Origin of the sequence: Brucella tritici (genome assembly GCF_902825325.1) — a bacterium.
Lineage (GTDB): Bacteria > Pseudomonadota > Alphaproteobacteria > Rhizobiales > Rhizobiaceae > Brucella.
This window is the reverse complement of the sequence record NZ_CADEAR010000001.1, coordinates 199789-225141: the sequence shown is the minus strand read 5'-3', so window position 1 is coordinate 225141 and position 25353 is coordinate 199789. Positions and strand designations below refer to the sequence as shown.

Below are 25353 nucleotides of genomic sequence, written 5' to 3'. Positions count from 1 at the left end.
GATGATAGCGGTTTCAGTTCCGCGTCAAGAAGCTTGCGCGTTGAATCGATGGATGAGGTGAATGTCTTCCGGCTCACGGTTGAACAGCAGCGGATCGGGCATCGTTGTGACCTTCGCGCCCTGCCTCAGATAAAAATCGATGGTCCGCCGTGTGGGCGTCGCAGAAATATAAAAGCCTTCCGCTCCGGTTTCCTTCGCCATGGCGATGCTGCGTCGATAGAGTTCGCCTGCAAGCCCCATTCCCCGAACGGCATTGCTAACATGCATGAAACCAAGCTGATGTAGGTCAGGATATGCGCCGACAGGACGCACATCCGTAACCGCGATGGCGACCAGGGTGTCATTGAGATAGGCTGCGAGAAATACGCCTTCATGGTCGTAACAGTCGAGCAGGATAGGTGTATAGATCTCCGCTTCGCCTTCCGGCCAGCCTCGCACGTCATAGAACTGTGGCTCCAGAAGAAGCTTTTCTCCTTCCAGACGATACATTTCCTCAATGATCTCACTACGATCGATCTGCCAGATGTCAGTCACTTCGCTTCGCTGGAGTGGACGGATGATGAAATTTGCTGGTTTCGTCGCCTGTACCATGACCATTGCCTTGGGAGTTCTGTTCATTCAACGAACTATCGTGTCGCGCACGGGCACTCAAGTGCAACGGAGACGGTAACCGCGCTGCTCCACGAACTTGTTGGCAATTTGTCAGGCAGAACCTTTCATATTGGAAAAACATCCGACAATTTTGACCAATATCACGGCTACTCCTCGCCATTCGTCTCGGGTACTGCTGGGTACAGGTGCGAGGAATATTGAGGCGTGTGGGAGGCCAGAAGCCAACTCAATCGGACGAATTGAAGCGAAACAGCAAATTGAGGGCAGAAAATCGCCTGAAAATAAGCAATTCTGCGTCAACTCTCCGATCTGCCCTTGCGAGAGCAGGGCCCGAGTTCTATCAGCATCATCAAAAATAGCAGTCTGAGGAAGTTTTCGGCAGGTTCGTTGCCGGACGTCCTGATGCCCGCCTTCATCCCGTATGACGGCGGTATAATAAGCGATGGAGCCGAGTTGAAAAACCATCACGATATCTGGGATATCGTCGACGCCAAGAGCGCCGCATATTTCGAACTGAGCGATACGGTTTGGGATAATCCTGAAACAAACTACGAAGAATACAAATCGAGCGATGCCCATGCGGCTATGCTGGAAACCGAAGGGTTTCGCGTCGAACGCGGCATTGCAGGCCTGCCAACGGCTGTGATGGGCGAGGCTGGCGACGAAGGACCGGTCATCGCCATTCTTGGTGAATTCGATGCATTGCCGGGTCTGAGCCAGATATCAGGACTGGTTGAGGAACAACCGATCGAGGCAGGTGGTCACGGACATGGTTGCGGCCACAACCTGTTGGGAGCAGGTTCTCTGCTCGCTGCCGCGGCAGTGAAGGATTATCTTGCCGCACAGGGTATCAAGGGCCGCGTGCGCTATTATGGTTGCCCGGCGGAAGAGGGCGGTTCGGCCAAGGGTTTCATGGTCCGCGAAGGGCTGTTCGACGATGTGGACATTGCCTTCTGCTGGCACCCGGCACCGTTTGCGGGCGTCAACGATCCGGTTTCGCTCGCCTGCAACGAAATCAATTTCCACTTCAGCGGTCGCGCGGCTCACGCTTCGTCGGCGCCGCATCTGGGGCGCAGTGCGCTGGACGCGGTCGAACTCATGAATGTCGGCGTGAACTATATGCGCGAGCATATGCCATCCACGGCGCGCATTCATTACGCCGTGACCGATACGGGTGGTTTTGCGCCGAATGTGGTGCAGGCCAAGGCAACGGTGCGTTATCTCGTCCGGGCGCGCAGCCTGCCGGAAATGCAGACCCTTCTGGAGCGTGTCAAGAAGATCGCTGAAGGCGCTGCGCTGATGACTGAAACGACGGTCCGCAGCGAAATCGTCAGCGGGGATGCCGACCTGATCGGCAACACGCCGTTGGAACAGATGATGCATCTGCAGCTCGAACGTCTCGGGCCTCCGGACTTTGACGAGCAGGACCGCGAAACCGCAAGCCGCTTCCAGAGGACGCTTTCCAAGGAAGACATTTCCGATGCGTTCCGTCGCTTCGGCGTGGAGTCCAAAGAAGGTCTGGCACTTTGCGAAGATATCTATACGCCTTATAAAGGCGATAACACCCTTGTCGGTTCCACCGATGTCGGAAGCGTGAGCTGGGTTGTTCCTACCGTGCAAATGCGTGGCGCGACCTGCGCAATCGGCACGCCGCTTCATTCGTGGCAAATGGTGGCACAGGGCAAGCTGCCGGCAGCGCATAAGGGGATGGCCCATGCTGCCAAGATCATGGGTAGCACAGCCATCGAATTGTTCCGTAATCCGGGACAGATCGAGAAAGCAAAGCAGGATCATGAAAAACGGCTCAACGGAACCGTTTTCGTCAATCCGATTCCGGACAGCGTTCAACCCGCTCTGCCCGAAACCGCAAAATGATGTGGTCGGGCAAGCAGATTTCGAAAATTGAAATGACATTCAATCCCCCAATTCCAACAGGGCCTGACGCATCATGAAGCAGATGGGCTTTCTCGATATTTTGAGCTTCGGGCCGGACGGCTGGGGCTATGTGCTGATGATGGGTGCACTGGTGAGTGTGGCGCTCGCCGTTCTGGGCTTCCTTCTCGGCGCCGCCATTGGCGTTTTCGCCGCCTGGGCGAAGATTTCCGGCGGTCGCACGCTTCGCGCTGTCGCTGACGGCTACACCACGATCATTCGCGGTATTCCAGACCTTCTCGTCATCTATCTGTTCTATTTCGGTGGTAGTGCGGCAGTGACTGCCCTCGGTAAATATTTCGGTGCGGAAGGCTTTATCGGTTTTCCTAGTTTCCTGGCAGGCGTCCTGGCAATCGCCATTTCCTGCGGTGCGCACCACACGGAAGTGTTCCGAGGCGCATTCCGGGCTGTCTCCAAAGGAGAGATCGAGGCCGCGACCGCTTGCGGTATGGGCCAGATGTTGAAATTTCGCCGCATCATCGCGCCACTTGCTCTGCGGCATGCTCTGCCGGGCCTCGGCAATGTCTGGCAGGTTTCGCTCAAGGAATCCGCTCTGGTATCTGTTGCCGGTGTGGTCGAGCTTCTCCGTCAAGCCCAAATCGGAGCGGGCTCGACGGGTCTGCCCTTCAACTTCTTCCTCATTGCCGGTGCGCTCTATCTGCTGATTTCGTCGGTTTCCGGTGGACTTCTGCAGATGGCCGAGCGCCACTTCTCACGCGGCGTCAGGAGGGCAAAATGAACCTTGAATTCTATTCCGATGCATTCTTCCAGATGCTGGGCGGGGTTCCGCTGACTCTAAAGCTTGCGGTAAGCTCCATCGTATTTGGCGCCATACTGGCCTTGCTTTTTGCCATGATGCGACTGTCGGGCGTCAAGGTGCTGGACTGGATTGCGCGCATTTACGTCTTCGTGTTCCGCGGAACACCGCTTCTGGTGCAGATATTCATCATCTATTACGGTCTCAGCCAGTTTCCGGCCATCCGCTACTCGTTCCTGTGGCCGGTTTTGCGTGAACCTTACTGGTGTGCAATCATCGCGCTGACACTGAACAATGCGGCCTATGCGAGCGAAATCATCCGTGGTGGCCTGTTGTCGGTGCCGCACGGCCAGATCGAAGCTGCTAAAGCCTGTGGCATGTCGTCCTTTACTTGCTTCCGGCGCATTGTCATGCCGCTGGCGATCCGTCAGGCGCTGCCGGGCTACGGCAATGAGATGATATCGATGATCAAGGCAACCTCTCTTGCATCGATCATCACGCTTATGGAAGTGACCGGCATCGCAGCAAAGCTGATCGCCGAGAGCTATCGAGCCATAGAAATCTTCGTGATCGCCGGTGCGATCTACCTCGCCATCAACTTCGTTCTGACGCGTGCGCTGATGTTTGCAGAATATAAGCTGACCCCTTATCTGCGCCAGCCGGTCGTCAAGCTTTCCTCCGAAGGACAAACATCGTGAGCAAAATCGTTTCCCCCAATGCACCGGTGGCGCTGAAAGTAGAAAACCTGCGCAAGAGCTTCGGTGCCAATGAAGTGCTGAAAGGCATTTCACTCGAAGCACGTGAAGGCGAGGTCATTTCGATCCTCGGTTCGTCCGGTTCGGGCAAGTCGACCTTCCTGCGCTGCATCAATCTTCTGGAAATTCCCACGTCGGGCACTGTGACGGTTTCTGGTGAGACCATCCGCATGGCGAAAAATTCGAAGGGTGAAGCCTACCCGACGGACAAGAAGCAGGTTTCGCGCATTCGTTCGGAACTCGGCATGGTGTTCCAGAGCTTCAATCTGTGGTCCCACAAAACCATTCTGGAAAACATCATCGAAGCACCGATCTACGTGCAAGGACGTCCGCGTGCAGAATGCATCGCCGAGGCGGAAGCCTTGCTGGCGAAGGTCGGTATTGCCGACAAGCGTGATTTCTATCCGGCTCATCTTTCGGGCGGACAGCAACAGCGCGCAGCGATTGCCCGCGGGCTGGCGATGAAGCCGAAAGTCATGCTGTTTGACGAGCCGACCTCGGCGCTCGACCCGGAGTTGGTCGGCGAAGTGCTGCGCGTCATGCGCAGCCTGGCGGAAGAAGGCCGCACCATGCTGGTCGTGACCCACGAAATGGGCTTCGCGCGCGACGTTTCCAACCGCGTGGTATTTTTCCATCAGGGACTGGTGGAAGAAGACGGCGCGCCGGAAGATGTGTTCGGCAACTCGAAATCCGAACGTTTCCGCAAATTCATCAGCCACGAGAACGCTGCTTAATCATCGAAATTCTGTGTTCCGGCGACAGCCGGACAGAAACAACCGCAACAGGATAACTGCAATGAAGACCATCGGACTTTTCAAAGCCGTGTTCATTTCCGCTCTCGCACTGACGAGCGTCTCGGCCCATGCCGAGGAAAAGAAGTGGACGAAGATCACCATCGCCACGGAAGGCGCATTCCGCCCGTACAACTTCACCAAGCCCGATGGCTCGTTGGATGGCTATGAAGTTGATCTCTACAAGGATCTCTGCGCTCGCATGAAGGTCGAGTGCACGATGGTCGCCCAGCCTTTCGACAGCATCATTCCGGCGCTCAACGCTGGCAAGTTCGATGCGATCATGGCTGGTCTTACCGCAACGCCGAAGCGTGAAGAAACCATCAGCTTCTCGATTTCCTACGGCCTGACGCCGCAGACTTTCGCAACACTGAAGGACAGCCCTTACGCCAAGCTGCCGCACACCGGCGAGACCCTTTATCTCGCCAAGGATGAAGCGGCTGCGCAGAAGGCGATTGACGAAGTTTCGGCTGAAATCAAGGGGCGTACCGTTGGCGTCCAGACCGCTTCGCTTGGCCTGACCCTCCTCGACAAGTACTTCAAGGACAACATCGACATCCGCGAATACAAGACCACGGAACAGCACGATCTCGACCTGAAGGCCGGTCGTGTTGACCTCATCGTGGCTTCGCTCGCTTACCTCACGGACGCTGCCAAGAAGCCGGGCAATGAAGACATCGTCATGACCGGTCCGTTCTTCAAGGGCGGTATTCTGGGTCGTGGCGTTGCTGTCGGTCTGCGCAAGGACGATACCGAACTGAAGAAGATGTTCGACGAAGCCATTGAAGCCGCAAAGGCTGACGGCACGATCAAGCGTCTGTCGGAAAAGTGGTTCGGTTTCGACGTTACGCCGTAATTTTCGGGTTACATCATAAGCAAGACGCCGCCTTCGGGCGGCGTTTTCATTTGCGGTGTACAAACCTTCACATCATACCGGCGAACGCCTATAAGATCGCCCGAAGTCTGCTGAAATCCAAAAACTTACTGTGAGAGTGTGATGGTAAAGATCGGTTTCGTGACTGTTTCCGACCGTGCAAGTCGCGGGGAATACGAAGACCTGAGCGGCCCGGCTATGGAAGCATGGATAAAAGGCGCTGTCGTTACGCCTTACGAAACCATTCGTCGCGTTATTCCCGATGGCATGGAATCGGTGCGCGATACGCTTATCGGTCTTTGCGACAAGGCAGCTTGCGACCTGATCCTGACAACAGGCGGCACAGGGCCGAGCCCGCGCGATGAAACACCGGAAGCCATGCAGGCGGTTCTGCATAAGGAACTGCCCGGCTTCGGTGAACTGATGCGCCGCGTCAGTCTTGAGCAGACTCCGACCGCCATTCTGTCACGCCAGACGGCGGGCAGCCGCGGCAAGAGCTTCATCCTCAATCTTCCCGGCAAACCTGCTTCGATTGCCATGACCTTGCAGGCGATTTTTCCAGCGGTGCCTTATTGTCTTGACCTGATCGGGGCCGGGCGCATCGATACCGATCCGACAGTCGTAAAGGCCCACCGGCCAGGCTGAACCATCATCGAAATTGCATTGGCGGATGAATTAGAGCGCGCCTGAGATCATCTGTCACGAAGAAACTGCGCAACCCAGCTTTGCGCTTTTGCATGATTTCCGTGCTTGCTTTTCCCTAATTCCGGACTGAATAATAAGGAAAAGAAGGGGAATTAAGTGAAGCCATTTGACGAGATGCTCAACCATGGCGGGAATGTCCGCCAGCCTTACGAATTTCTCAAGCAGTGGCTCGACCAACAGGATCCGCACAAACTTCTACAGAAAAGCGATGACGCCGAAAGCGTCTTCCGCAAGACGGGTATCACTTTTGCTGTCTATGGCGATCAGGAGGCGGGCGAGCGCCTCATCCCCTTTGATATCATCCCACGCATCATTTCCGGGCAGGAATGGCGGCGCCTGTCGCAGGGCATTGAACAGCGCGTCATGGCGCTCAATGCCTTCCTCGATGACATTTATCACCGACAGGAGATCGTCCGGGCAGGGCGCATTCCGAAAGAGCTGATTTTTAGGAATGAAGCCTTCTTGCCCGAAATGATCGGTTTTCGTCCTCCGGGCAACGTCTACACCCATATTATCGGCGTTGATATTGTACGCACCGCTGAGAACCAGTTCTATGTGCTGGAGGATAATGCCCGTACGCCGTCCGGCGTTTCCTATATGCTGGAAAACCGCGAGACGATGATGCAGCTCTTTCCCGAACTGTTCCAGAACGTCAAGGTGCGCCCGGTCGAGAATTACCCGCAATTGCTGCGCCAGTCGCTCGCAAGCGTTGCGCCTCCCGGCACGCAGGATGTGCCGACTGTCGCGGTGCTGACGCCCGGCATTTACAATTCCGCCTATTTCGAACACGCATTCCTTGCCGATCAGATGGGCGTCGAACTGGTCGAGGGAAGCGATCTGCGCGTCGTTGACGGACGTGTGGCTATGCGCACCACACAAGGTTATCGCGCTATCGACGTGCTCTACCGGCGTGTGGACGATGCGTTTCTTGACCCGCTGACATTCAGGCCGGATTCGACGCTTGGCGTTGCCGGCATCATGGATGTCTACCGGGCAGGGAATATCACGATCGCGAATGCGCCCGGAACCGGCATCGCCGACGACAAGGCGATCTATTCCTATATGCCGGAAATCGTGGAGTTCTATACGGGCCGCAAGGCCATTCTCGAAAACGTGCCGACCTGGCGTTGTTCCGAACCGGATAGCCTTGCTTATGTGCTCGACAATCTTGCCGAGCTTGTCGTCAAGGAGGTACACGGCTCCGGTGGCTATGGAATGCTGGTCGGACCGGCCTCGACGAAGGCCGAACGCGATGCATTTGCGGAAAAACTGAAGGCAAGGCCGCGCAATTACATCGCGCAGCCCACACTTGCGCTGTCAACGACGCCCATCTTCACCGAGAGCGGGCTTGCGCCGCGCCATGTCGATCTCCGCCCCTTTGTTCTGGTTTCCGACCGTATCCGCATAACGCCCGGCGGGCTCACACGGGTGGCATTGAAAGAGGGATCGCTTGTCGTGAATTCCAGCCAGGGCGGAGGAACCAAGGACACGTGGGTGCTCGACGATTGAATTGAAGTGCTGCAACTGACGACAAGATCAGGGCGCGAAAAGGGGAATGATTTATGCTTCTTGGCCGTACGGCAAACGGACTTTACTGGATGTTCCGCTATATAGAGCGTGCCGAAAACATGGCGCGCCTTGTCGATGCGGGACTTCGCATGGCACTGACGAAAACGTCTGACGCACCGGAGGAATGGTCGTCGGTGGCGGTTTCAGCGGGTGCAAGTCAGGGCTTTTCCGCTAAATACGATGTCTATAACGCTGCCAACGTTGCGGATTTCCTGCTGCGCGATACGGATAATCCGTCAAGCGTGATGACCTGCATTGAAACCGCGCGTTCCAATGCGCGCATGGTGCGCACGGCGCTGACACGCGAGGCGTGGGAAAGTGTCAATGAAGCGTGGATGTCGCTCAAAAAATCGTTGTGCAGGCCGTTGAAGGAAAGTGATCTCCCGCAGCTTCTCGATCAGATCAAGCGCGAGACTGCGCTCATTCGCGGCTCTTTCCATGGCACGATGTTGCGCAACGAAATCTTCGATTTTGCAAGCCTCGGTACTTTTATCGAGCGCGCCGACAACACGGCCCGCATTCTCGATGTGAAATACTATGTCCTGTTGCCTGCCATTTCCTATGTCGGTACGACGCTGGACAATTATCAATGGGAATCGATCCTGCGCTCTGTATCGGCACATCGTTCCTATCGCTGGGTTTATGACGGTGACTACCGTCCGGCGCAGGTGGCGGACTATCTGATCCTGAATGGCCGCATGCCGCGCTCACTCCATTATTGCTATCGCAGCATCGCCGAACATCTGGATTATCTGTCGAAAGATTATGGCAATCGTGTTGCCTGCCACGAGACAGCGGACGAAATCTATGCAAGCCTGCAAAATCAGGACATATCCGCGATCTTCGACGTGGGCTTGCATGAATTCCTGACCGAATTCATTACCCGCAATAACCGGCTCGGCAACGAGATCGCTGAAACCTATAATTTCTATTGAGGTCTTCGCTTGCTGCTCAACATCCGGCACGTTTCACATTATCGCTATGAGCATCCGGTTCCTTATGCGGTGCAAAGGTTGCGGCTGCGTCCGCCAACCGTTCCGGGGCAGGTAGTCAGGCACTGGGAACTGAAAATCGAAGGTGGCGAGCCGGAGGTTTCTTATGTCGACGGCTTCGGCAACAAGACTGATCTGGTCCAGCACGCCCGCAATGTCAGCGAGATTGTCATAACCGCCAGCGGCAGTATCGATGTGGAAGACAGGGTCGGCGTATTGGGACCTGTCTATGGCTATGCTCCGCTCTGGCTTTTCGAGCGCGAGACGCCGCTGACCACGCCTGGCGAACGCGTCAGGGCTCTGGCAGGTGATCTCGCGCTCGGGCAGGAACGGCTTGCCCTGATGCACGATCTGATGAACACCATCCACAAGGCGGTCGCCTATATGCCGGGAACGACGAGCGTTTCAACCGATGCCGAAAGCGCATTGGAAACCGGGAAAGGCGTTTGTCAGGATCACACGCATATATTCCTTTCAGCAGTCCGGCTGATAGGCATTCCTGCGCGTTATGTCTCAGGATATCTGATGATGGAAGGCGTGGAGGAACAAACCGCGAGCCATGCCTGGGCCGAAGCCCATATCGACGGTCTTGGATGGGTCGGATTCGATGCCGCCAATAATGTCTGTCCGAATGATCGCTATGTGCGGATTGCAACCGGGCTCGACTACCGAGATGCAGCGCCGATTTCGGGGGTTCGTCTGGGCGGCACGGTGGAAAGTCTTGCGGTTCACATCAATGTAGGGCAGTGATCCTTCTGGATAGTGAGTTGCCTGCCGGATATTGCTTATGACTTATTGCGTTGGAATAAAAATCGATCGCGGCCTTGTGTTCATGTCCGATACGCGGACGAATGCCGGGCTCGACAATATTTCTATCTTTACGAAGATGCGGAGTTGGTCTGAGCCCGGTGAGCGTGTGATTGTTCTGCTTTCGGCTGGAAATCTTGCGACGACGCAAGCCGTCGCAAGCCTTCTGGAAGAACGTATGAAGGCTCCGGCAGACAGACATCCGTCCGTTTTCGATGCGCCTTCGATGTTTCAGGTTGCACGTCTCGTTGGTGATACCGTCAAGGAAGTGATCCAGAATTCCGCGACTGGCGGGCAGAGTGCTGACGCTTTCGGCGCTTCATTCATTCTCGGCGGACAGATCAGAGGCGGACAGCCGCGGCTTTTCTATATCTATCCCGAGGGTAACTTCATCGAGAGTTCGGCCGATACGCCTTTCTTCCAGATTGGCGAAAACAAATATGGCAAGCCCATTCTTGTCCGTGCGTATCAGGAACAGATGAGTTTCGAGGAAGCGGTGAAACTGCTGCTTGTCTCATTCGACTCCACGCTGAAAGCCAATCTGTCCGTTGGATTGCCACTCGATATGCAGATCTACGAAGCAGATAGCTTCAAAATGGGTGCCCGCAAACGGTTCGAAGCCACCGACCCCTATTACCAGACTGTATCGGAGAGCTGGTCGGAAGCACTGAAATCTGCACTCGAACAATTGCCGCCGTTCAGTTTCGACGAGGTAAAATGAAAAAGCCGAAGGAATTCTCCTCCGGCTTTTTCATAGCGTGCAATCAGGCGATTAGAAGAACACCTTGAAGCGGTCGGCGTCATCCATGAATGCCTTTTCGGGGAAAGGCTGTTCGTTCGAGCCGAACGGCATCTGTGCACGAAGTTTCCACGATGCAGGAATATCCCAGGTCTTGGCAACTTCCTGATCGATCAGCGGGTTGTAGTGCTGAAGGCTGGCTCCGATGCCTGCATTGGCGAGCGCGCTCCAGACTGAGTGCTGTGCCATGCCGCCCGACTGTTCGGACCAGACTGGGAAGTTGTCGGCGTAAAGCGGGAAGTTTTCCTGAAGACCTTTCACAACGGTCTGGTCTTCATAAAACAGAACCGTACCGGCACCGGCAGCAAAGCTGTCGATCTTGGCTTCCGTCTGCGCAAAAGCGTCGGCGGGGACAAACTGGCGAAGCGCTTCCTTCACGATGTTCCACAGCTTGTCACTCTCGGCGCCAAACAGGATTACAGCGCGCGAGCTCTGCGAGTTGAAGGAGGAAGGTGTGTGCTTGACCGCTTCACGGATCAGCTCGGCCGTGTCTTCGTTCGACAGCGGAAGGGATTTGCCCAGAGCATACTGAGTGCGGCGCTTCTTGATGGAATTCAGCAGGGAATTGTTCATTACTCTGTCCTGTGTTTCAGCGGTCTGACGGGATGTCCAGCTTGGGATTTTCAAGACACCCGATGAATGATGCTGGTAGAAATATTGCCATCTAGACCGCAGAAACCAGCCCGCGTTTCTGAAACACACTGTCAACGATCCGTAGTTAACTGGATTTTACTGTTTACTTTTCGGCCTTGTTTTTGAGCCGAGCGGCCTCAAAGAATGGCCCTTAATGCTGGGAACATCACGGCTATATAGGGTTTACAAGAGCGATTGTTTAATGGAATCTAACTAAAACAGTAGGATTTAGGATCGATAAATTGACGACGCGCTTTTCGCGTCGTTTTCGTGAAACGGGAAGAGGTCACGATAGTTTGAAGTCATTTATCATCATAGGAGCCGGAGCAAGCGGCATCATTCTGGCCGCACAATTGCTTCGGCGTTCGCCAGAATCAAACGTGCGAATTTTCGAGCGTTCAGGCCAGTTGGGGGCAGGCATAGCTTACGCGACGGAAAACCCGAGCCATCTTCTCAACGTCCGTGCCAGCAATATGAGTGCCTATCCCGATCAGCCAGATCATTTCTTGAACTGGCTGCGGTCGAGCGACATTGCCGCCACCGGCCATTCGTGGGAGCCGCACAGTTTTGCGCCACGCAAGCTCTATCGCTCTTATTTGGAGCATCTGATCGCGCCTTATCTTTCCGAAGACGATACACGTTTGACGGTTGAAAAGTCCGACATCGTTGATATCGCGCTGAAGGACGGCAGGCCAACCGTTACCGCTGGGACCGGAGATAAGTTCATTGCCGATGCTGTGATTGTGGCAACGGGCAACGAAGCTGCCATCGCAAAAACAGGCAATCAGATTACGGAATATTGGTCGAGCAACGGCTATTTCGACGTGCCCGCAGATGCTCCGGTTGCGATATTCGGCACAGGTCTGTCGATGGTCGATAGCGTATTGTCGCTGCTCGATAACGGCCATAATGCTGAAATATATGCGATTTCGCGCCGTGGACTTCTGCCCGCGTCTCATGCGCCCGCACAAGCTTTTCCAATCGCGGCGGACGATCTGCCAGTATCGCTGGGCCTTTCGAAGCTCATGCAGCGAGTGCGCGCCCTGATGGTTGAAGCGGAAAAAGCAGGTTCCGGCTGGCGCGGCGTGATAGATGGTTTACGCCCGCATACACAGCATATATGGGCGGGGCTGCCGACGTCGCAGCGTCGCAGTTTCCTTCGCCACCTGCGCCCGTGGTGGGACGTGCATCGACATCGCATGGCACCGGCTGTTGCGGATCGCATCGAGGGCGCCATGAACAGTGGCCAACTTAAAATCGCAGCAGGCCACCTGGTTTCCGTCCGTGATGAAGACAACGGAATTGAAGTCCGCTATCGCCCGCGACGCGGCAAACAGGTCGAGAAACTGCATGTGACGACCGTTATCGACTGCCGTGGCGGCAATCCGCGTTTCTCGACAACCCGCAATGCAGCGCTGATCGGTCTCATGGAACATGGGCTGGCCCGACCGGATGCACTCGATCTCGGTTTCGATGTCACGCGTGATCTGCAGGTTCTCAATGCGCGAGGAGAACCATCCGGTCCGTTTTTCGCTATCGGACCGGTTACGAAAGGCGCGTTCTGGGAGGTTACTGCCGTTCCGGACATTCGCGTTCAAGCAGAGCGGCTGTCGGCCGTCTTGCTCGAAGGATGAAGCCGCTTCAGCGGCAAAACTCATGACCAGTTTTGTGTCATCAGGTTGAAAGATTTTCAGGTCAATATGGTCGACAGCTAGGTATCGCGGTTCACAGCCGTCGATAAATTATAGATTTTCTGGCGCAGGGGACGATAAAATGATTCAAATCTATGCGATAAGCCATTGAAAGCTATTGCCATAATGTTCCGTGGCCGGTCATAATAACGCCATCGGAATATATGATTCCTCTCTACAACTTGCCGGAGCGATTCTGTTGCTGTTTTCTTGAGCGGTGCCTGCTTCGGATCAACCTTGATTTCGGCTAGGAGGCCTGTGGCGCATGACGATGGACGGCAGAATGCTTTTCCTGCTTGTCCTTCTACCATTTCTCGGCAGCGCCATAACCGGATTATTCAGGGGGGCGGATCGTAGTGGTTCGGCCTGGTTTACGGCAGCTATTGCGCTCGTCGCCTTTATCGTCACCGCCAGCCTTTATCCCATCGTGTCAGATGGCAAAGTGCTTCGCGGCACCGTCGAATGGCTCCCGGCTTACGGCCTGAATGTCACTTTCCGAATGGACGGATTCGCCTGGCTTTTCGCGATGCTGATCACGGGCATCGGCCTGCTGGTCGTCATTTATGCACGTTATTACATGTCGCCCGAGGATCCCGTCCCGAGGTTCTTCTCATTCCTTCTGTCCTTCATGGGATCGATGCTCGGCGTGGTTCTGTCCGGCAATCTGATATTGCTTGCCGTGTTCTGGGAACTGACCAGCATCTTCTCGTTCCTGCTGATCGGCTATTGGTATCACAATGCCAGTGCCCGCGACGGCGCGCGCATGGCGCTGACAGTGACGGGTATCGGTGGGTTCTGTCTGCTGGCTGGCGTTCTCGTCCTCGGTCATATTGTCGGAAGCTACGATCTTGACAAGGTTCTGGCGGCGGGCAACATCGTTCGAACCCATCCGCTCTACGGCGTGGCTCTTATTCTGATCCTGCTTGGTGCTTTCACGAAAAGTGCACAGTTTCCGTTCCACTTCTGGCTTCCCAATGCCATGGCGGCACCGACGCCTGTATCGGCCTATCTCCATTCGGCAACCATGGTGAAGGCGGGCGTTTTCCTGCTCGCGCGCCTGTGGCCGGTTCTCAGCGGAACAGAAGAGTGGTTCTGGATCGTCGGTTCGGCCGGTCTGATCACGCTTCTGATTGCGAGTTTCTTCGCGGTTTTCCAGCAGGATCTCAAAGGACTACTTGCCTATTCGACGATCAGCAACCTTGGCCTGATCACCGTTCTGCTTAGTCTTGGCAGTCCGCTTGCCGCCGTTGCTGCAATCTTCCACATGGTCAACCATGCGATTTTCAAGGCGTCGCTGTTCATGGCTGCCGGTATCATCGACCATGAGACCGGCACACGCGACATGCGCAAGCTGAGCGGGTTGTTGCGGCCCATGCCCTATACGGCAACACTTGCCATGGTGGCGAGTGCGGCCATGGCGGGCGTGCCGCTGCTCAACGGTTTCATTTCCAAGGAAATGTTCTTTGCCGAAGCAGTGGAAACGCACATGGCGTCGTGGCTCGACACCATCACGCCCTACGTGGCGACGATTGCCGGTATCTTCACAGTCGCCTATTCCGTGCGCTTCATTTATTCGACGTTCTTCGGGCCGCCACCGCACGACCTACCGCATGAGCCGCACGAGCCCCCGCACTGGATGCGTCGTCCTATCGAGCTTCTGGTTCTTCTTTGCCTTTTGATAGGCATTGTTCCGAGCCTTTCCATCGGCCCATTCCTGCATTCGGCCGTTCTGTCGGTGCTGGGCACAGCCACGCCTGAATATAGTCTCTCGGTCTGGCACGGCTTCAACCTGCCATTGATGATGAGTATCGTTGCCATGATCGGCGGCATTCTTCTGCACTGGATGCTGAAGAACTATCTTGCGACCAGTGAAGACGGCCCGCCGTTCTTCCGGCATCTGCAGGGGCAGCGCATTTTCGAGCGCGTTCTGGTAACCTTGTCATGGAACTGGGCGCGTAAGGCTGAAGCTTTCCTCAGCACACGCCGTCTGCAGCCGCAGCTCCGTATCGTGGTTGCGGTAGCCGTTCTTGCAGCCGCCTGGCCGATTTTCGCTTCCGGCCTGCAGTCTGGCTCGCTCGGCGCTCAGCCTGTAGACCCGATCTTTGCCGGTCTTTGGATACTCGGTGGAGCATGCGCTATCGGCGCGGCCTATCAGGCCAAGTATCACAGGCTGGCCGCACTTATCCTTCTCGGCGGGGCGGGGCTTATTACCTGCATCACCTTCGTCTGGCTTTCCGCACCCGATCTTGCCGTGACGCAGTTGCTGGTCGAGATCGTGACGACCGTTCTCCTCCTTCTCGGGCTTCGCTGGCTCCCGAAGCGTTGGGAGGATCCCGACCCGATTCCGGTGCAAATCGGCCCACGGATCCGCCGCTATCGCGACTTGCTGCTTGCAATCGGCAGCGGGGCAGGTGTGGCCGTGATCGCCTATGCGGTGATGACCCGGATATCGCCGAGCAGCATTGGCGACTATTTCCTCGAAAACGCCTATTCAGGCGGCGGTGGCAAAAATGTCGTGAACGTCATTCTGGTCGACTTCCGCGCTTTCGATACTTTTGGCGAAATCGCCGTCCTCGGCATTGTGGGTCTTACAGTCTTTGCACTCCTGCGCCGTTTCCGTCCTGCGCCCGACACAACCGGATCGACTGCCCAGCAGAAGATTCAGGATGCTTATGACGAGGCAGCACCCGACCGCAAGGCAGGTGAAACACTGGCCGATTACCTGGCCGTGCCTTCGGTTATCATGCAGTGGCTCTTCCCGGTCATCATCGTGCTGGCGGTACATCTGTTCCTGCGCGGTCATGACCTGCCGGGTGGCGGGTTTGCGGCCGGTATCACGCTCGCAATTGCATTCCTGCTGCAATATCTGGCGTCAGGCGCGCGTGTGGTAGAAGATCGCTTGCGCATTCTGCCCTTGCGCTGGATCGGGTTGGGCTTGCTGTTTGCAGCTGCAACAGGCGCAGGATCGTGGTTCTTCGGCTATCCGTTCCTCACCACGTTCTTCCAATATACGGAAATACCGCATATCGGAAAAATGCCGACGGCCAGCGCCCTGCTGTTCGATCTTGGTGTCTTCACCCTCGTGGTCGGCGCTACCGTCCTTGTTTTGATCGCTCTCGCGCACCAATCGCTTCGTAAACATCGTGTCGAGAAGCTCGCCGCAACGAAGGAGGAGAACTGATGGAACTCGTTCTTGCTCTGGCAATCGGCGTGTTGATGGCATCCGGCGTCTGGCTCATTCTTCGCCCGCGTACTTTTCAGGTGGCGATCGGCCTGTCGCTGATTTCCTACGCAGTCAATCTCTTCATCTTTTCAATGGGGCGCCTGCGCATCAATGCTGCCCCGGTGCTCGACAGCGGTGTTGACGTTCAGGCCGCACAATATACCGATCCGGTGCCACAGGCGCTCGTTCTGACCGCCATCGTCATCGGTTTCGCAATGACCGCACTTTTCCTTGTCGTGCTGCTCGCCTCGCGCGGGTTGACGCGTACGGACCACGTGGACGGCAAGGAGAACTGATGTTGGACTGGAAAACGCACCTCATCGTTGCTCCAATCGTCCTGCCGCTCGTCACGGCGGCTGTGCTGCTGTTGTTCGATGAGCGCAAGCGCAAGCTCAAGATGGCCATCAACTCCATCTCGACCTTGGGATTGATTGCAATTGCCATCACGCTTGCCGGTATGGCGAGCGACAAGGCGCCCGACGCTCTGGTTTATCTGATTGGCAACTGGCCAGCACCTTTCGGCATCGTTCTGGTTTTGGATCGCCTCGCGGCTCTCATGCTTATGCTGACAAGCCTGCTTGGCATGGCTTCACTCAGCTTCGCACTCGCGCATTGGCACAAGGCCAGCCCGCACTTCCATACAATCTTCCAGCTTTTGCTGATGGGGCTGAACGGCGCATTTCTGACTGGCGATCTGTTCAACCTCTTCGTTTTTTTCGAAGTCATGCTGGCGGCATCCTACGGCCTGGCGCTGCATGGGTCTGGCCCGGCACGCGTAAAGGCTGGCATGCATTATATTGCCGTCAATCTTGTCGCTTCCTCACTGTTCCTGATCGGCGTCAGCCTGATCTATGGCGTGACGGGCACATTGAATATGGCCGATCTTGCACAGAGAATTCCGCAGGTCGCGGCTGAAGACCGTATGCTACTTGAAGCAGGGGCGGCAGTTCTGGGCGTTGCATTCCTCGTTAAGGCGGGCATGTGGCCGCTCAATTTCTGGCTTGCGCCAACCTATACGGCTGCTGCAGCACCGGTGGCGGCGGTCTTCGCCATCATGAGCAAGGTTGGCATTTATGTTCTTCTGCGCCTGTCGCCGCTGATGTTTGGTATCGGTGCCGGTTCCTCCTATGGCTTCGGCAACGACTGGCTCTATTTCGGCGGAATGGTCACGCTTGCCTTTGGCCTGATCGGAGTTGTCGCATCGCAAGCGATGGGCCGCCTCGCCAGCTATAGTATCCTCGTGTCCTCCGGCACGTTGCTAGCGGCGATTGGCAGCGGTAACACCGCCATGACCGGCGCGGCATTGTACTATATGGTCAGTTCCACGCTGACCATCGCAGCGTTTTTCCTGCTGATCGAATTGATCGAACGTGGACAGGACGCTGCTGCAAACGTTCTTGCCGTTACCATGGAAGCCTATGGCGATGACGAGGAGGAGGAAGACGAGGACGAGATCGGTGCGGTTCTGCCTGCAACCCTTGCAGTCCTGGGAACATTCTTCGGCATTTGCGCGATATTGCTGATCGGGCTGCCGCCGTTCTCCGGCTTTATCGCCAAGTTCCTGATCCTGGCCGCCGTTTTCAACGGTGATGGCCCGACACCGCAGCTCGCAATGCCTGTCAGCCCGGCAAGCTGGGCTTTGGTCGCGCTCCTTCTACTGTCTGGTCTTTCAGCGCTGATCGCGATGACACGTACTGGCATTCGCACTTTCTGGGCGTCTCTCGAAGGCAATGTGCCGCGCGTTCTGGTGCGGGAAGTCGTGCCGATTGCAGGGCTCCTGGCAATCTGTTTGGCCCTTACAATCGCTGCCGGTCCGGCCATGCGCTACATGGATGAAACGGCGCGTTCGCTGCATAATCCGGCGTCCTATATCAGCAGTGTCCTCAATACGCCGCGCGCAGGCACCGGAACGGAGGAGGCACAGTGAAAAGAATCCTGCCTTACCCGCTTCTGTTCGCCTCGCTGCTCCTGTTCTGGTTGCTTTTGAACGGCTTTACGCGGGCACAGCTCCTGCTTGGCGCGATCATCGCACTCGTGGCGTGTCTCATCATGACGGCCCTGCAACCGCAGAAGAACCATATTCGTTCGATCCCGACGATGCTCTGGCTGTTCGGCACCATGAGCTACGACATCCTGCAATCCAACATCGCGGTGACTGGCATCATTCTGTCACGCAAACGCAAACGGCGTCCGGGCTTCGTCGTTATCCAGCTCGATCTGGAAAACCGGACCGCGCTTGCTGTCCTCGCCTGCATAATCACTGCGACGCCGGGCACGGCCTGGGTCGATTACAACGCCGCAAGGCGCGAACTGACTATCCATGTGCTCGATCTGGATGATGCGCAAGCGTGGCGGGACACGATCAAGGGAAGATATGAGCAGCCGCTCATCAAGATATTCGGAGCGGCAGATATTGTGGAAGAGGAGAAGTCCGCATGAGCGCAGTTATCATCTTCTGGTCCCTGCTTGCTGCTCAGCTGATGCTTCTCGGTGCCATGGCTTGTGCGGTCTACAGGCTTCTGGTCGGTCCGCGCGCGCAGGATCGCATTCTTGCGACTGACGCGCTTTACCTCAATGCGCTGCTTCTGCTCATAACGTTTGGTATCCGCACGGGCAGCATAATCTATTTCGAGGCGGCGCTGATTATCTCTCTTCTGGGTTTCGTCGCCACCGTGGCGTTGTCCAAATTCCTCATGCGCGGGGAGGTGATCGAATGAACAACGCTGGCGAACTTCCCGTTTGGGCAGCTATTGTCATTGCTTTTTTTCTGGTCGCCGGCGCTTTCCTCACGCTCGTCGGATGCATCGGGCTTGTCCGCTTCAAAAGCTTTTATGAACGCGTTCATGCTCCCACACTTGGCTCATCGTTTGGGGCCGGTGGAATCTTGATCGCATCGATCATATTTTTCTCCATCTTGCAATCGAAGCCGATTCTGCATGAAGTGCTTATTACCGTCTTTGTGGTTGTCACAACGCCGGTAACGCTCATGCTGCTCAGCCGCGCCGTGATCCATCGCGACAGAACGCAGGACAGCAAGGAGCTGCCTTCATCTTCCGACCCGTCATAGGTCTGTAGGTATCATGCTTGAGGGTGCGGAGAGGGCGGAAAACTTGCGTTTTCCGTTGCACCAAATGGGGAAAATTGCCGCTTCACTATGGAAGCAGCGGCTGTCGCTTCCGGTCTGACCGGAGACCTGTTTTGGAGTTCGCTCCAAGACCGGCTATCCTGCCGACCGGAAACATTATCTGCCATTTGCCGAATCCTTGGCCCGACTGCCCACCGACTGCGGAGTGGAAGCGGCGGCCTATCGTGTTTACGGGCATTTGGAGGAGTGCTCAGGGCTGCGGCCAATTGTCCGTTCAGGCTTTCGCCCGGGACAAGCGGATTGAAGGATGAGGCCATTTGAATTATCTGAATTTCAGTAATTTCTGAAAATTCAGAATTTACGGGAGAGAGAATTTTGGAATTGTCGCCAATCGTTCAGTCGTTCGTGCTCCACTTCGGAGAAATGGGCAGCCGTTGGGGCATCAATCGCACTGTGGGGCAGATATACGCACTGCTTTACATTTCGCCTGAGCCGCTTTGCGCTGACCAGATAGTCGATGCTCTCGGTGTGTCGCGCTCTAACGTGTCCATGGGCATCCGCGAATTGCAGGGCTGGAATCTGGTGCTGCTGAAACACATTCCCGGCGATCGTCGTGATTTTTTTACGACGCCCGACGATGTGTGGCAGATTCTGCGTACGCTCGCTGAGGAGCGCAAGAAACGTGAGATCGATCCGACGCTCTCCGTTTTGCGCGAAATCCTGATGGAGCAGCCGAAAGGCGACAGCGATCTTTATGCGCAAGATCGCATGAAGGACATGTATGGCCTGATCGAACGGCTGACCAACTGGTACGACGACGTCAAGCGCCTCGATACCGACCGTTTGACTAGTCTTCTGGCGCTTGGCGCCAAGGTGACCCGCTTCCTTGAAACCACGGACAGGATCGTGGCGCTCGGACGTGGGCGAACATCGGCCAAAAAGGAGCCTAAGCGAGAGTGACATCCGTTGTCCCCCGAACGGAAACATTGACTGCAGAAGACGGCGAAGCGGCAGGCGACCAACAAAGTTCGCGCAGCAAGCAACGTCGTCCTGTTCCGTCTTTGCTGAAGCGGGGGGCATATCTTCAGACGTTGGCCGCACTTCTCTGGCTGCCGCAAGCCGGCATTCTCGCTTATGCCATCGGGCGACTGGCTGATACAGGCTTCGATAACTCCATCTATTACAGTGCGGCAGGCATTTTCACTCTCGGTTGCCTGCGTAGCATTCTGGACAGCGCAGGCGCGGCAAAAGCTTTCGATGCCGCCCGACAGGAGCTCTCGCGGTTGCGGGTCATTGCCGTCTCAGCGCTTGCGCAACGCTCACCGCTTGACGTGACACGCCCGTCATCCGGCGAGGCGGCAAGCATTCTCGCCGAACAGGCGGAAATGGTCGTTCCCTATCTCTCGCGCTTCGTGCCGGTCCGCATCCGCGTGATGCTGGTGCCATTTGCGATACTTGCGGTCGTGCTCTGGTATTCATGGGCTGCAGCGCTCGTCCTGATGGTCGCTGCACCGCTGATACCGATCTTCATGGCATTGATCGGCTGGCGTGCTAAGGCTGCCAGCGAAAAGCAACTGACTGCCCTTGGCGGTATGAATGGCTTTCTGCTCGACCGCCTGCGGGGCCTTACAACCATTCGCACTTTCCATGCCGTGAATTCTACGGCGAACCGCTTGCGCGAAAATGCCGAAACCTTGCGTTCGAAGACCATGTCTGTCTTGCGTATCGCATTTTTGTCTTCGGCGGTGCTTGAGCTTTTCGCTGCCATCGGCGTCGCCATGGTCGCGGTCTATATCGGCTTTCATCTGCTGGGCCAGCTCAACTTCGGAGCATGGGGCCATAAGTTGAGTTTGGCCGAAGGTCTTTTCGTCCTGCTTCTGTCTCCTGCATTTTTCGAACCGTTACGCGATCTTTCAGCCGTCTGGCATGATCGTGCGGCAGGCGAAGCCTCTGTCGACGCGCTGGAAAAGCTCGCTGAGCATCCAATGCCAATTGTCGGCAAGAGTGGAAGTCAAACAGCGATTGGCGATGCACCTGCAGTCACTTTGCACAATATCGATTTCGGTTATGGGACAGGAACCAAGGTTCTCAATGCATTCAACCTCGACATCGAGGCAAGCGAACACGTGGCGTTACTGGCGCCGAGTGGCTACGGCAAGTCCACCATTCTGGCGCTCATTGCAGGGCTGACGGCTCAACAAGCGGGGCGGATAGAAATCGGGGGTATTGAACTTAACGACGAAACTGCAGCCGCGCTTCGGCTGCGGATGAGCTGGATCGGCCAAAAGCCGCATATCTTTGCCGGCTCTGCCCGTCAAAACATCACGCTTGGTCGAAAGGCCGAAGCGGAAGCCACAAAAACCATCATCGATGACATGGCGCTCGGGCATGTTCTGGGTGTCACCGGCAACAGCCTGATTGGCGAGAACGGTGCCGGAATTTCGGGCGGTGAAGCCCTGCGGCTAGCGCTTTCCCGCGCGGCTGTCGATCCGGATGCAGATATTATTCTAGCCGATGAACCCACCGCTCATCTGGATCAGGAAACGGCAAAGATCATTGCCGACAGTCTTCTCAGGCTCGCCAAAGGCAAGACGTTGATCGTCGCAACCCATGATGAAACCCTTGCCCGCAGGATGGGTCGCATCGTCCGCCTGGATCGCAGCGTCGATAATGATCCGGTCTGGCAGAGGAGGGCAGCGGAATGAACGGTCTCCGGTCATTGCAGCCAATCTTGCGGCTTTTCTTCCGGACCAAGGGGATGGCGCTCCTTGCCGGTATTGCTACAGCAACCGTAACGGTCCTCGCAGGTATTGCTCTTCTCGGCCTGTCAGGCTGGTTCATAACGGCAACGGCGATTGCTGGCCTGAGTATCGCGACAGCCGTTGTGTTCGACGTGTTTGCGCCCGCCGCCGGTATTCGGCTGCTGGCTATCCTGCGCACCGGTTCCCGCTATCTGGAACGGCTTGTCACCCATGATGCCACGCTCGCCATCCTTGCGGCATTACGCGAAAAGCTGTTCCGTAGCTGGGCGCGCCCGAGTGCTGCAAACGCCTTATTGAAACGTCCGGCGCGTCTCCTGTTCCGCCTAACGGCAGATATTGATGCACTCGACTCTCTTTATCTGCGTGTGGTGGTGCCTGTCGGTGCCGCACTTGCGACAGCGCTTGTGGCTGGCATCGCGCTTGGTCTGATGAGCCCGTTATTCGGACTGCTGGTAGCGCTTGTTTTGCTCGGTGCAGGTCTTGGCATTCCGCTTTCGGCAGCTCGCCGGTCCGAAAAATCCATGCGACAGCGCGCAAAGGGTACGGAAGCACTGCGCGCTCGCACCGTCGATCTGGTTGCCGGACAGACCGAACTTCTTATGGCGGGACGTCTCGAAGATCAGAAACTGGCCTTGGTGCGTGCAGACGGCTATGTCGCCGCTTCGGATCGCAAGCTTAATCGCATAGAGATTGTTACCGGCGCCGGTTTCGGTATTGTTCACGCGGCACTACTGGCAGGTGGCCTTATCGCCGTTGGATTGTTGATGCAGGCAGGCAGTATCGGCGCGCCCGTCGCAGCACTCGGAATGCTTATCATTCTTGGGGCTATGGAACCTTTTTCGGTCTTGCGGCGCGGTGCGATGGAACTTGGACGCACGATACTCGCTGCAAAGCGCGTCGCCCCTCAGTTGCACGACGATGTCGAATTGGCGGCGCCCAAGCAGCCGGAGAATGGCACGGCCGTTCACCTGAAAAACGTGTCTGTTCGTCACGAGGGCGCCGACCGCGATGCCCTGAAAAACCTCGATCTCGATATTGCAGCGGGCGAGCGTATTGCCATTGTCGGCACAAGCGGCGCAGGCAAATCGACCTTGTTCAATTTCCTTGCCGGAGAAATTCCGGCTGATCAGGGCAGTGTCGCAGTTGTGCCAGCCCGTCTCCTCACGCAACGAACCGAACTTTTTCAGGACAGTCTTCGCGACAATCTCCGGCTGGCGCGCGCTGATGCGAGCGATCAGGAACTGGTGGATGCATTGCAAGCCGCAGGTCTTGGCGCGTTCATCGCCGAACTGCCTGCCGGGCTGGATGCAATGCTGGGCGAGGGTGGTCTGGGGCTTTCGGGCGGACAGGCGCGACGTCTGGCTCTGGCCCGCCTTTTTCTGACCCATGTTCCGCTCTGGCTGCTGGATGAGCCGACCGAGGGTCTGGATGCTGCGACAGCACGGGATGTTCTTGAGCGCCTCAAGATCAAGGCAGGTTCACGCACATTGCTGATTGCCACGCATATCCGTCGTGAAGCGCAAATTTGCGAACGGATCATTGTTTTAAATCAAGGCGCTCTAGTTGAGTCCGTAGGTAAGAGTTCGCCGCGCTTTGGCGAAATCCTCCATACCATGAGGTGAGCAGCGCGGGCATGGAGAATGATTTGAAGTCCGTGTCCATATCTGGACCGATATTTGAAGTTGAAGCGGAGTACGGGTTCTAAGAAGCCGCCGCGTTCAAAAGGGGGCCGCGCTGGAAGCGTAGCTCATAACACCAGGAGGGCCGGGTTACCGGCTTAAAGAGATGGAACTCGATATTGTCTCCCTGTCGCGATTGCAGTTTGCAATCACGGCACTTTATCACTTCCTCTTCGTACCTCTGACCTTGGGTCTTTCCGTGCTGCTTGCCATCATGGAAACCGTTTACGTTATGACGGGGCGACTCATCTGGCGGCAGATGACGAAATTTTGGGGTACGCTTTTTGGCATCAACTTTGTCATGGGCGTCGCAACGGGGATCGTGATGGAATTCCAGTTCGGCATGAACTGGAGTTATTACAGCCATTATGTCGGCGACATCTTTGGCGCACCGCTGGCCATCGAAGGCCTCATGGCTTTCTTCCTTGAAGCGACCTTCGTGGGCCTGTTCTTTTTCGGCTGGGACCGCCTGTCGAAAGTCGGGCATCTCATGGCGACTTACGCGGTCGCGGCTGGTTCCAATTTCTCGGCATTGTGGATTCTGATCGCCAATGGCTGGATGCAGAATCCGGTTGGCTCAGCATTCAATCCCGAAACCATGCGTATGGAAATCACCGATTTCTTCGCGGTGCTGATGAACCCGGTCGCACAGGCCAAATTCGTTCATACGGTTTCCGCCGGTTATGTCACGGCATCCATTTTCGTCCTTGGTGTTTCGGCCTGGTATCTGCTCAAGGGCCGTTCGGTAGAGCTTGCCAAACGTTCACTGACTATTGCAGCATCCTTCGGTCTGGCGGCCTCGCTGTCTGTTGTCGTGCTCGGCGATGAAAGCGGTTATCTGGCCAATGAACACCAGAAGATGAAAATCGCTGCTATCGAAGCCATGTGGGAAACAGAACCTGCTCCGGCTTCGTTCACCGTATTCGGCTTCCCGGACCAGGCAGCGCGTGAAACCCATTTCGCAGTGCATATTCCTTGGGTCATGGGCCTGATCGGTACTCGTTCTCTCACGACCCCTATCCAGGGCATCAATGATCTTGTCCAGAACGCGGAAAACCATATCCGCAACGGCATCGTCGCCTATGACGCCTTGCAGAAAATCCGCGCGGCTGGCGATACGAACGCCGTATCGCAGGAAGTCAAGGACGTCTTTGCTGATAACAGCCAGTGGATGGGCTATGCGCTTCTGCTGAAGCGTTATGTCGACGATCCGCGTCAGGCAACCGATGCGCAAATCACGCAGGCCGCAAACGACACCGTTCCCGGCGTCCTGCCCTTGTTCTGGGCGTTCCGCATCATGGTCGGCATCGGCTTCTTCCTGATTCTGCTGACGGGCACATTCTTTGTGCTGTCCGCTCGTCGTAAACTCGACCGTTACCCGTTCCTGTTGCGGATCGCCGTGTTTGCGATACCGCTGCCATGGATCGCAGCCGAAATGGGCTGGATCGTTGCAGAGTTCGGTCGCCAGCCTTGGGTCATCGAAGGCATATTGCCGACAGCGGTAGGTGTCTCCAATCTCGGTGCATCTACCGTATTGCTGACCATACTCGGTTTCGTGGCCATCTATACGGTTCTCTTCATCATCGAGATGGCCCTGATGATCCGTGCCATTAAGGCTGGACCTGAACCCGACAGCAAGCCGGAAGCAATTCTCGCCCCGGCAAGCATTGCACCTGCGGAGTAAGGA

23 protein-coding genes are annotated in these 25353 nt (G+C 56.2%); 21 read left to right on the top strand and 2 right to left on the bottom strand.

The features are described from left to right. Positions 1-24: 24 nt before the first annotated feature. Positions 25-618, bottom strand: a complete 594-nt coding sequence (locus HWX93_RS01045; protein WP_235969039.1) for a GNAT family N-acetyltransferase — start codon at positions 616-618, stop codon at positions 25-27. 396 nt (positions 619-1014) lie between these two features. On the opposite strand from HWX93_RS01045, the gene HWX93_RS01040 reads away from it, so the two are divergent. The 10 genes from HWX93_RS01040 (at position 1015) to HWX93_RS00995 (ending at position 10515) form a co-directional block, all read left to right on the top strand. After that, the gene (locus HWX93_RS01040; RefSeq protein ID WP_176036170.1) at positions 1015-2487 is read left to right on the top strand and encodes a M20 family metallopeptidase; all 1473 of its coding nucleotides are present in this window, start codon (positions 1015-1017) and stop codon (positions 2485-2487) included. A 73-nt stretch (positions 2488-2560) separates the two neighbouring features. Beyond that, positions 2561-3283, top strand: coding sequence for an ABC transporter permease (locus tag HWX93_RS01035; protein WP_176036169.1), 723 nt, complete (start codon positions 2561-2563; stop codon positions 3281-3283). After that, entirely contained in the window at positions 3280-3999 is a 720-nt protein-coding gene (locus HWX93_RS01030) for an ABC transporter permease (RefSeq protein ID WP_176036168.1), read from the top strand. Before HWX93_RS01035 ends, HWX93_RS01030 begins: the two co-directional genes overlap by 4 nt. Next, entirely contained in the window at positions 3996-4790 is a 795-nt protein-coding gene (locus HWX93_RS01025) for an ABC transporter ATP-binding protein (protein ID WP_109988779.1), read from the top strand. The genes HWX93_RS01030 and HWX93_RS01025 overlap by 4 nt, the downstream gene beginning before the upstream one ends. Positions 4791-4851: 61 nt before the next feature. Further along, positions 4852-5703, top strand: coding sequence for a transporter substrate-binding domain-containing protein (locus HWX93_RS01020; RefSeq protein WP_176036167.1), 852 nt, complete (start codon positions 4852-4854; stop codon positions 5701-5703). Positions 5704-5844: 141 nt separating this feature from the next. Further along, positions 5845-6366: a molybdopterin adenylyltransferase gene (gene mog / locus HWX93_RS01015; RefSeq protein ID WP_176036166.1), complete on the top strand. Its 522-nt coding sequence runs from the start codon at positions 5845-5847 to the stop codon at positions 6364-6366. A gap of 156 nt (positions 6367-6522) precedes the next feature. Beyond that, positions 6523-7935 carry a circularly permuted type 2 ATP-grasp protein gene (locus HWX93_RS01010; protein WP_176036165.1) on the top strand — a complete coding sequence of 471 codons (1413 nt, stop codon included), beginning with the start codon at positions 6523-6525 and terminating at the stop codon, positions 7933-7935. A 53-nt stretch (positions 7936-7988) separates the two neighbouring features. Next, positions 7989-8930: an alpha-E domain-containing protein gene (locus tag HWX93_RS01005; protein ID WP_176036164.1), complete on the top strand. Its 942-nt coding sequence runs from the start codon at positions 7989-7991 to the stop codon at positions 8928-8930. 9 nt (positions 8931-8939) lie between these two features. Beyond that, positions 8940-9737: a transglutaminase family protein gene (locus HWX93_RS01000; RefSeq protein WP_176036163.1), complete on the top strand. Its 798-nt coding sequence runs from the start codon at positions 8940-8942 to the stop codon at positions 9735-9737. Between the two features lie 37 nt (positions 9738-9774). Beyond that, complete coding sequence (locus HWX93_RS00995; protein ID WP_176036162.1) at positions 9775-10515, top strand: proteasome-type protease; 741 nt, start codon at positions 9775-9777, stop codon at positions 10513-10515. Between the two features lie 51 nt (positions 10516-10566). Here the strand turns inward: HWX93_RS00995 and HWX93_RS00990 are convergent, their stop codons facing one another. Next, positions 10567-11166, bottom strand: coding sequence for a nitroreductase family protein (locus HWX93_RS00990; RefSeq protein ID WP_109988772.1), 600 nt, complete (start codon positions 11164-11166; stop codon positions 10567-10569). Positions 11167-11522: 356 nt separating this feature from the next. On the opposite strand from HWX93_RS00990, the gene HWX93_RS00985 reads away from it, so the two are divergent. The 11 genes from HWX93_RS00985 (at position 11523) to HWX93_RS00935 (ending at position 25350) form a co-directional block, all read left to right on the top strand. After that, positions 11523-12860 carry an FAD/NAD(P)-binding protein gene (locus HWX93_RS00985; protein ID WP_176036161.1) on the top strand — a complete coding sequence of 446 codons (1338 nt, stop codon included), beginning with the start codon at positions 11523-11525 and terminating at the stop codon, positions 12858-12860. A 322-nt stretch (positions 12861-13182) separates the two neighbouring features. Further along, positions 13183-16098 (top strand): monovalent cation/H+ antiporter subunit A, encoded by a 2916-nt coding sequence (locus tag HWX93_RS00980; protein ID WP_176036160.1) that lies wholly within the window; start codon positions 13183-13185, stop codon positions 16096-16098. Then, positions 16098-16436: a Na+/H+ antiporter subunit C gene (locus tag HWX93_RS00975; RefSeq protein WP_176036159.1), complete on the top strand. Its 339-nt coding sequence runs from the start codon at positions 16098-16100 to the stop codon at positions 16434-16436. The genes HWX93_RS00980 and HWX93_RS00975 overlap by 1 nt, the downstream gene beginning before the upstream one ends. A 2-nt stretch (positions 16437-16438) precedes the next feature. Then, entirely contained in the window at positions 16439-18067 is a 1629-nt protein-coding gene (locus HWX93_RS00970; protein WP_176036352.1) for a monovalent cation/H+ antiporter subunit D, read from the top strand. Beyond that, positions 18064-18579: a Na+/H+ antiporter subunit E gene (locus tag HWX93_RS00965; RefSeq protein ID WP_176036158.1), complete on the top strand. Its 516-nt coding sequence runs from the start codon at positions 18064-18066 to the stop codon at positions 18577-18579. Before HWX93_RS00970 ends, HWX93_RS00965 begins: the two co-directional genes overlap by 4 nt. Continuing rightward, positions 18576-18857, top strand: coding sequence for a K+/H+ antiporter subunit F (locus HWX93_RS00960; RefSeq protein WP_176036157.1), 282 nt, complete (start codon positions 18576-18578; stop codon positions 18855-18857). Before HWX93_RS00965 ends, HWX93_RS00960 begins: the two co-directional genes overlap by 4 nt. Beyond that, the gene (gene mnhG / locus HWX93_RS00955) at positions 18854-19207 is read left to right on the top strand and encodes a monovalent cation/H(+) antiporter subunit G (protein WP_109988766.1); all 354 of its coding nucleotides are present in this window, start codon (positions 18854-18856) and stop codon (positions 19205-19207) included. The genes HWX93_RS00960 and mnhG overlap by 4 nt, the downstream gene beginning before the upstream one ends. A 393-nt stretch (positions 19208-19600) precedes the next feature. Next, a complete protein-coding gene (locus tag HWX93_RS00950; protein WP_176036156.1) occupies positions 19601-20185 on the top strand; it encodes a GbsR/MarR family transcriptional regulator in 585 nt (194 codons plus the stop codon). Next, on the top strand, positions 20182-21930 hold the full coding sequence (cydD, locus tag HWX93_RS00945; RefSeq protein ID WP_176036155.1) for a thiol reductant ABC exporter subunit CydD: 1749 nt from the start codon (positions 20182-20184) through the stop codon (positions 21928-21930). Before HWX93_RS00950 ends, cydD begins: the two co-directional genes overlap by 4 nt. After that, complete coding sequence (gene cydC / locus HWX93_RS00940; protein ID WP_176036154.1) at positions 21927-23609, top strand: thiol reductant ABC exporter subunit CydC; 1683 nt, start codon at positions 21927-21929, stop codon at positions 23607-23609. Before cydD ends, cydC begins: the two co-directional genes overlap by 4 nt. Positions 23610-23772: 163 nt before the next feature. Beyond that, complete coding sequence (locus HWX93_RS00935; protein ID WP_176036153.1) at positions 23773-25350, top strand: cytochrome ubiquinol oxidase subunit I; 1578 nt, start codon at positions 23773-23775, stop codon at positions 25348-25350. Positions 25351-25353 lie beyond the last annotated feature (3 nt).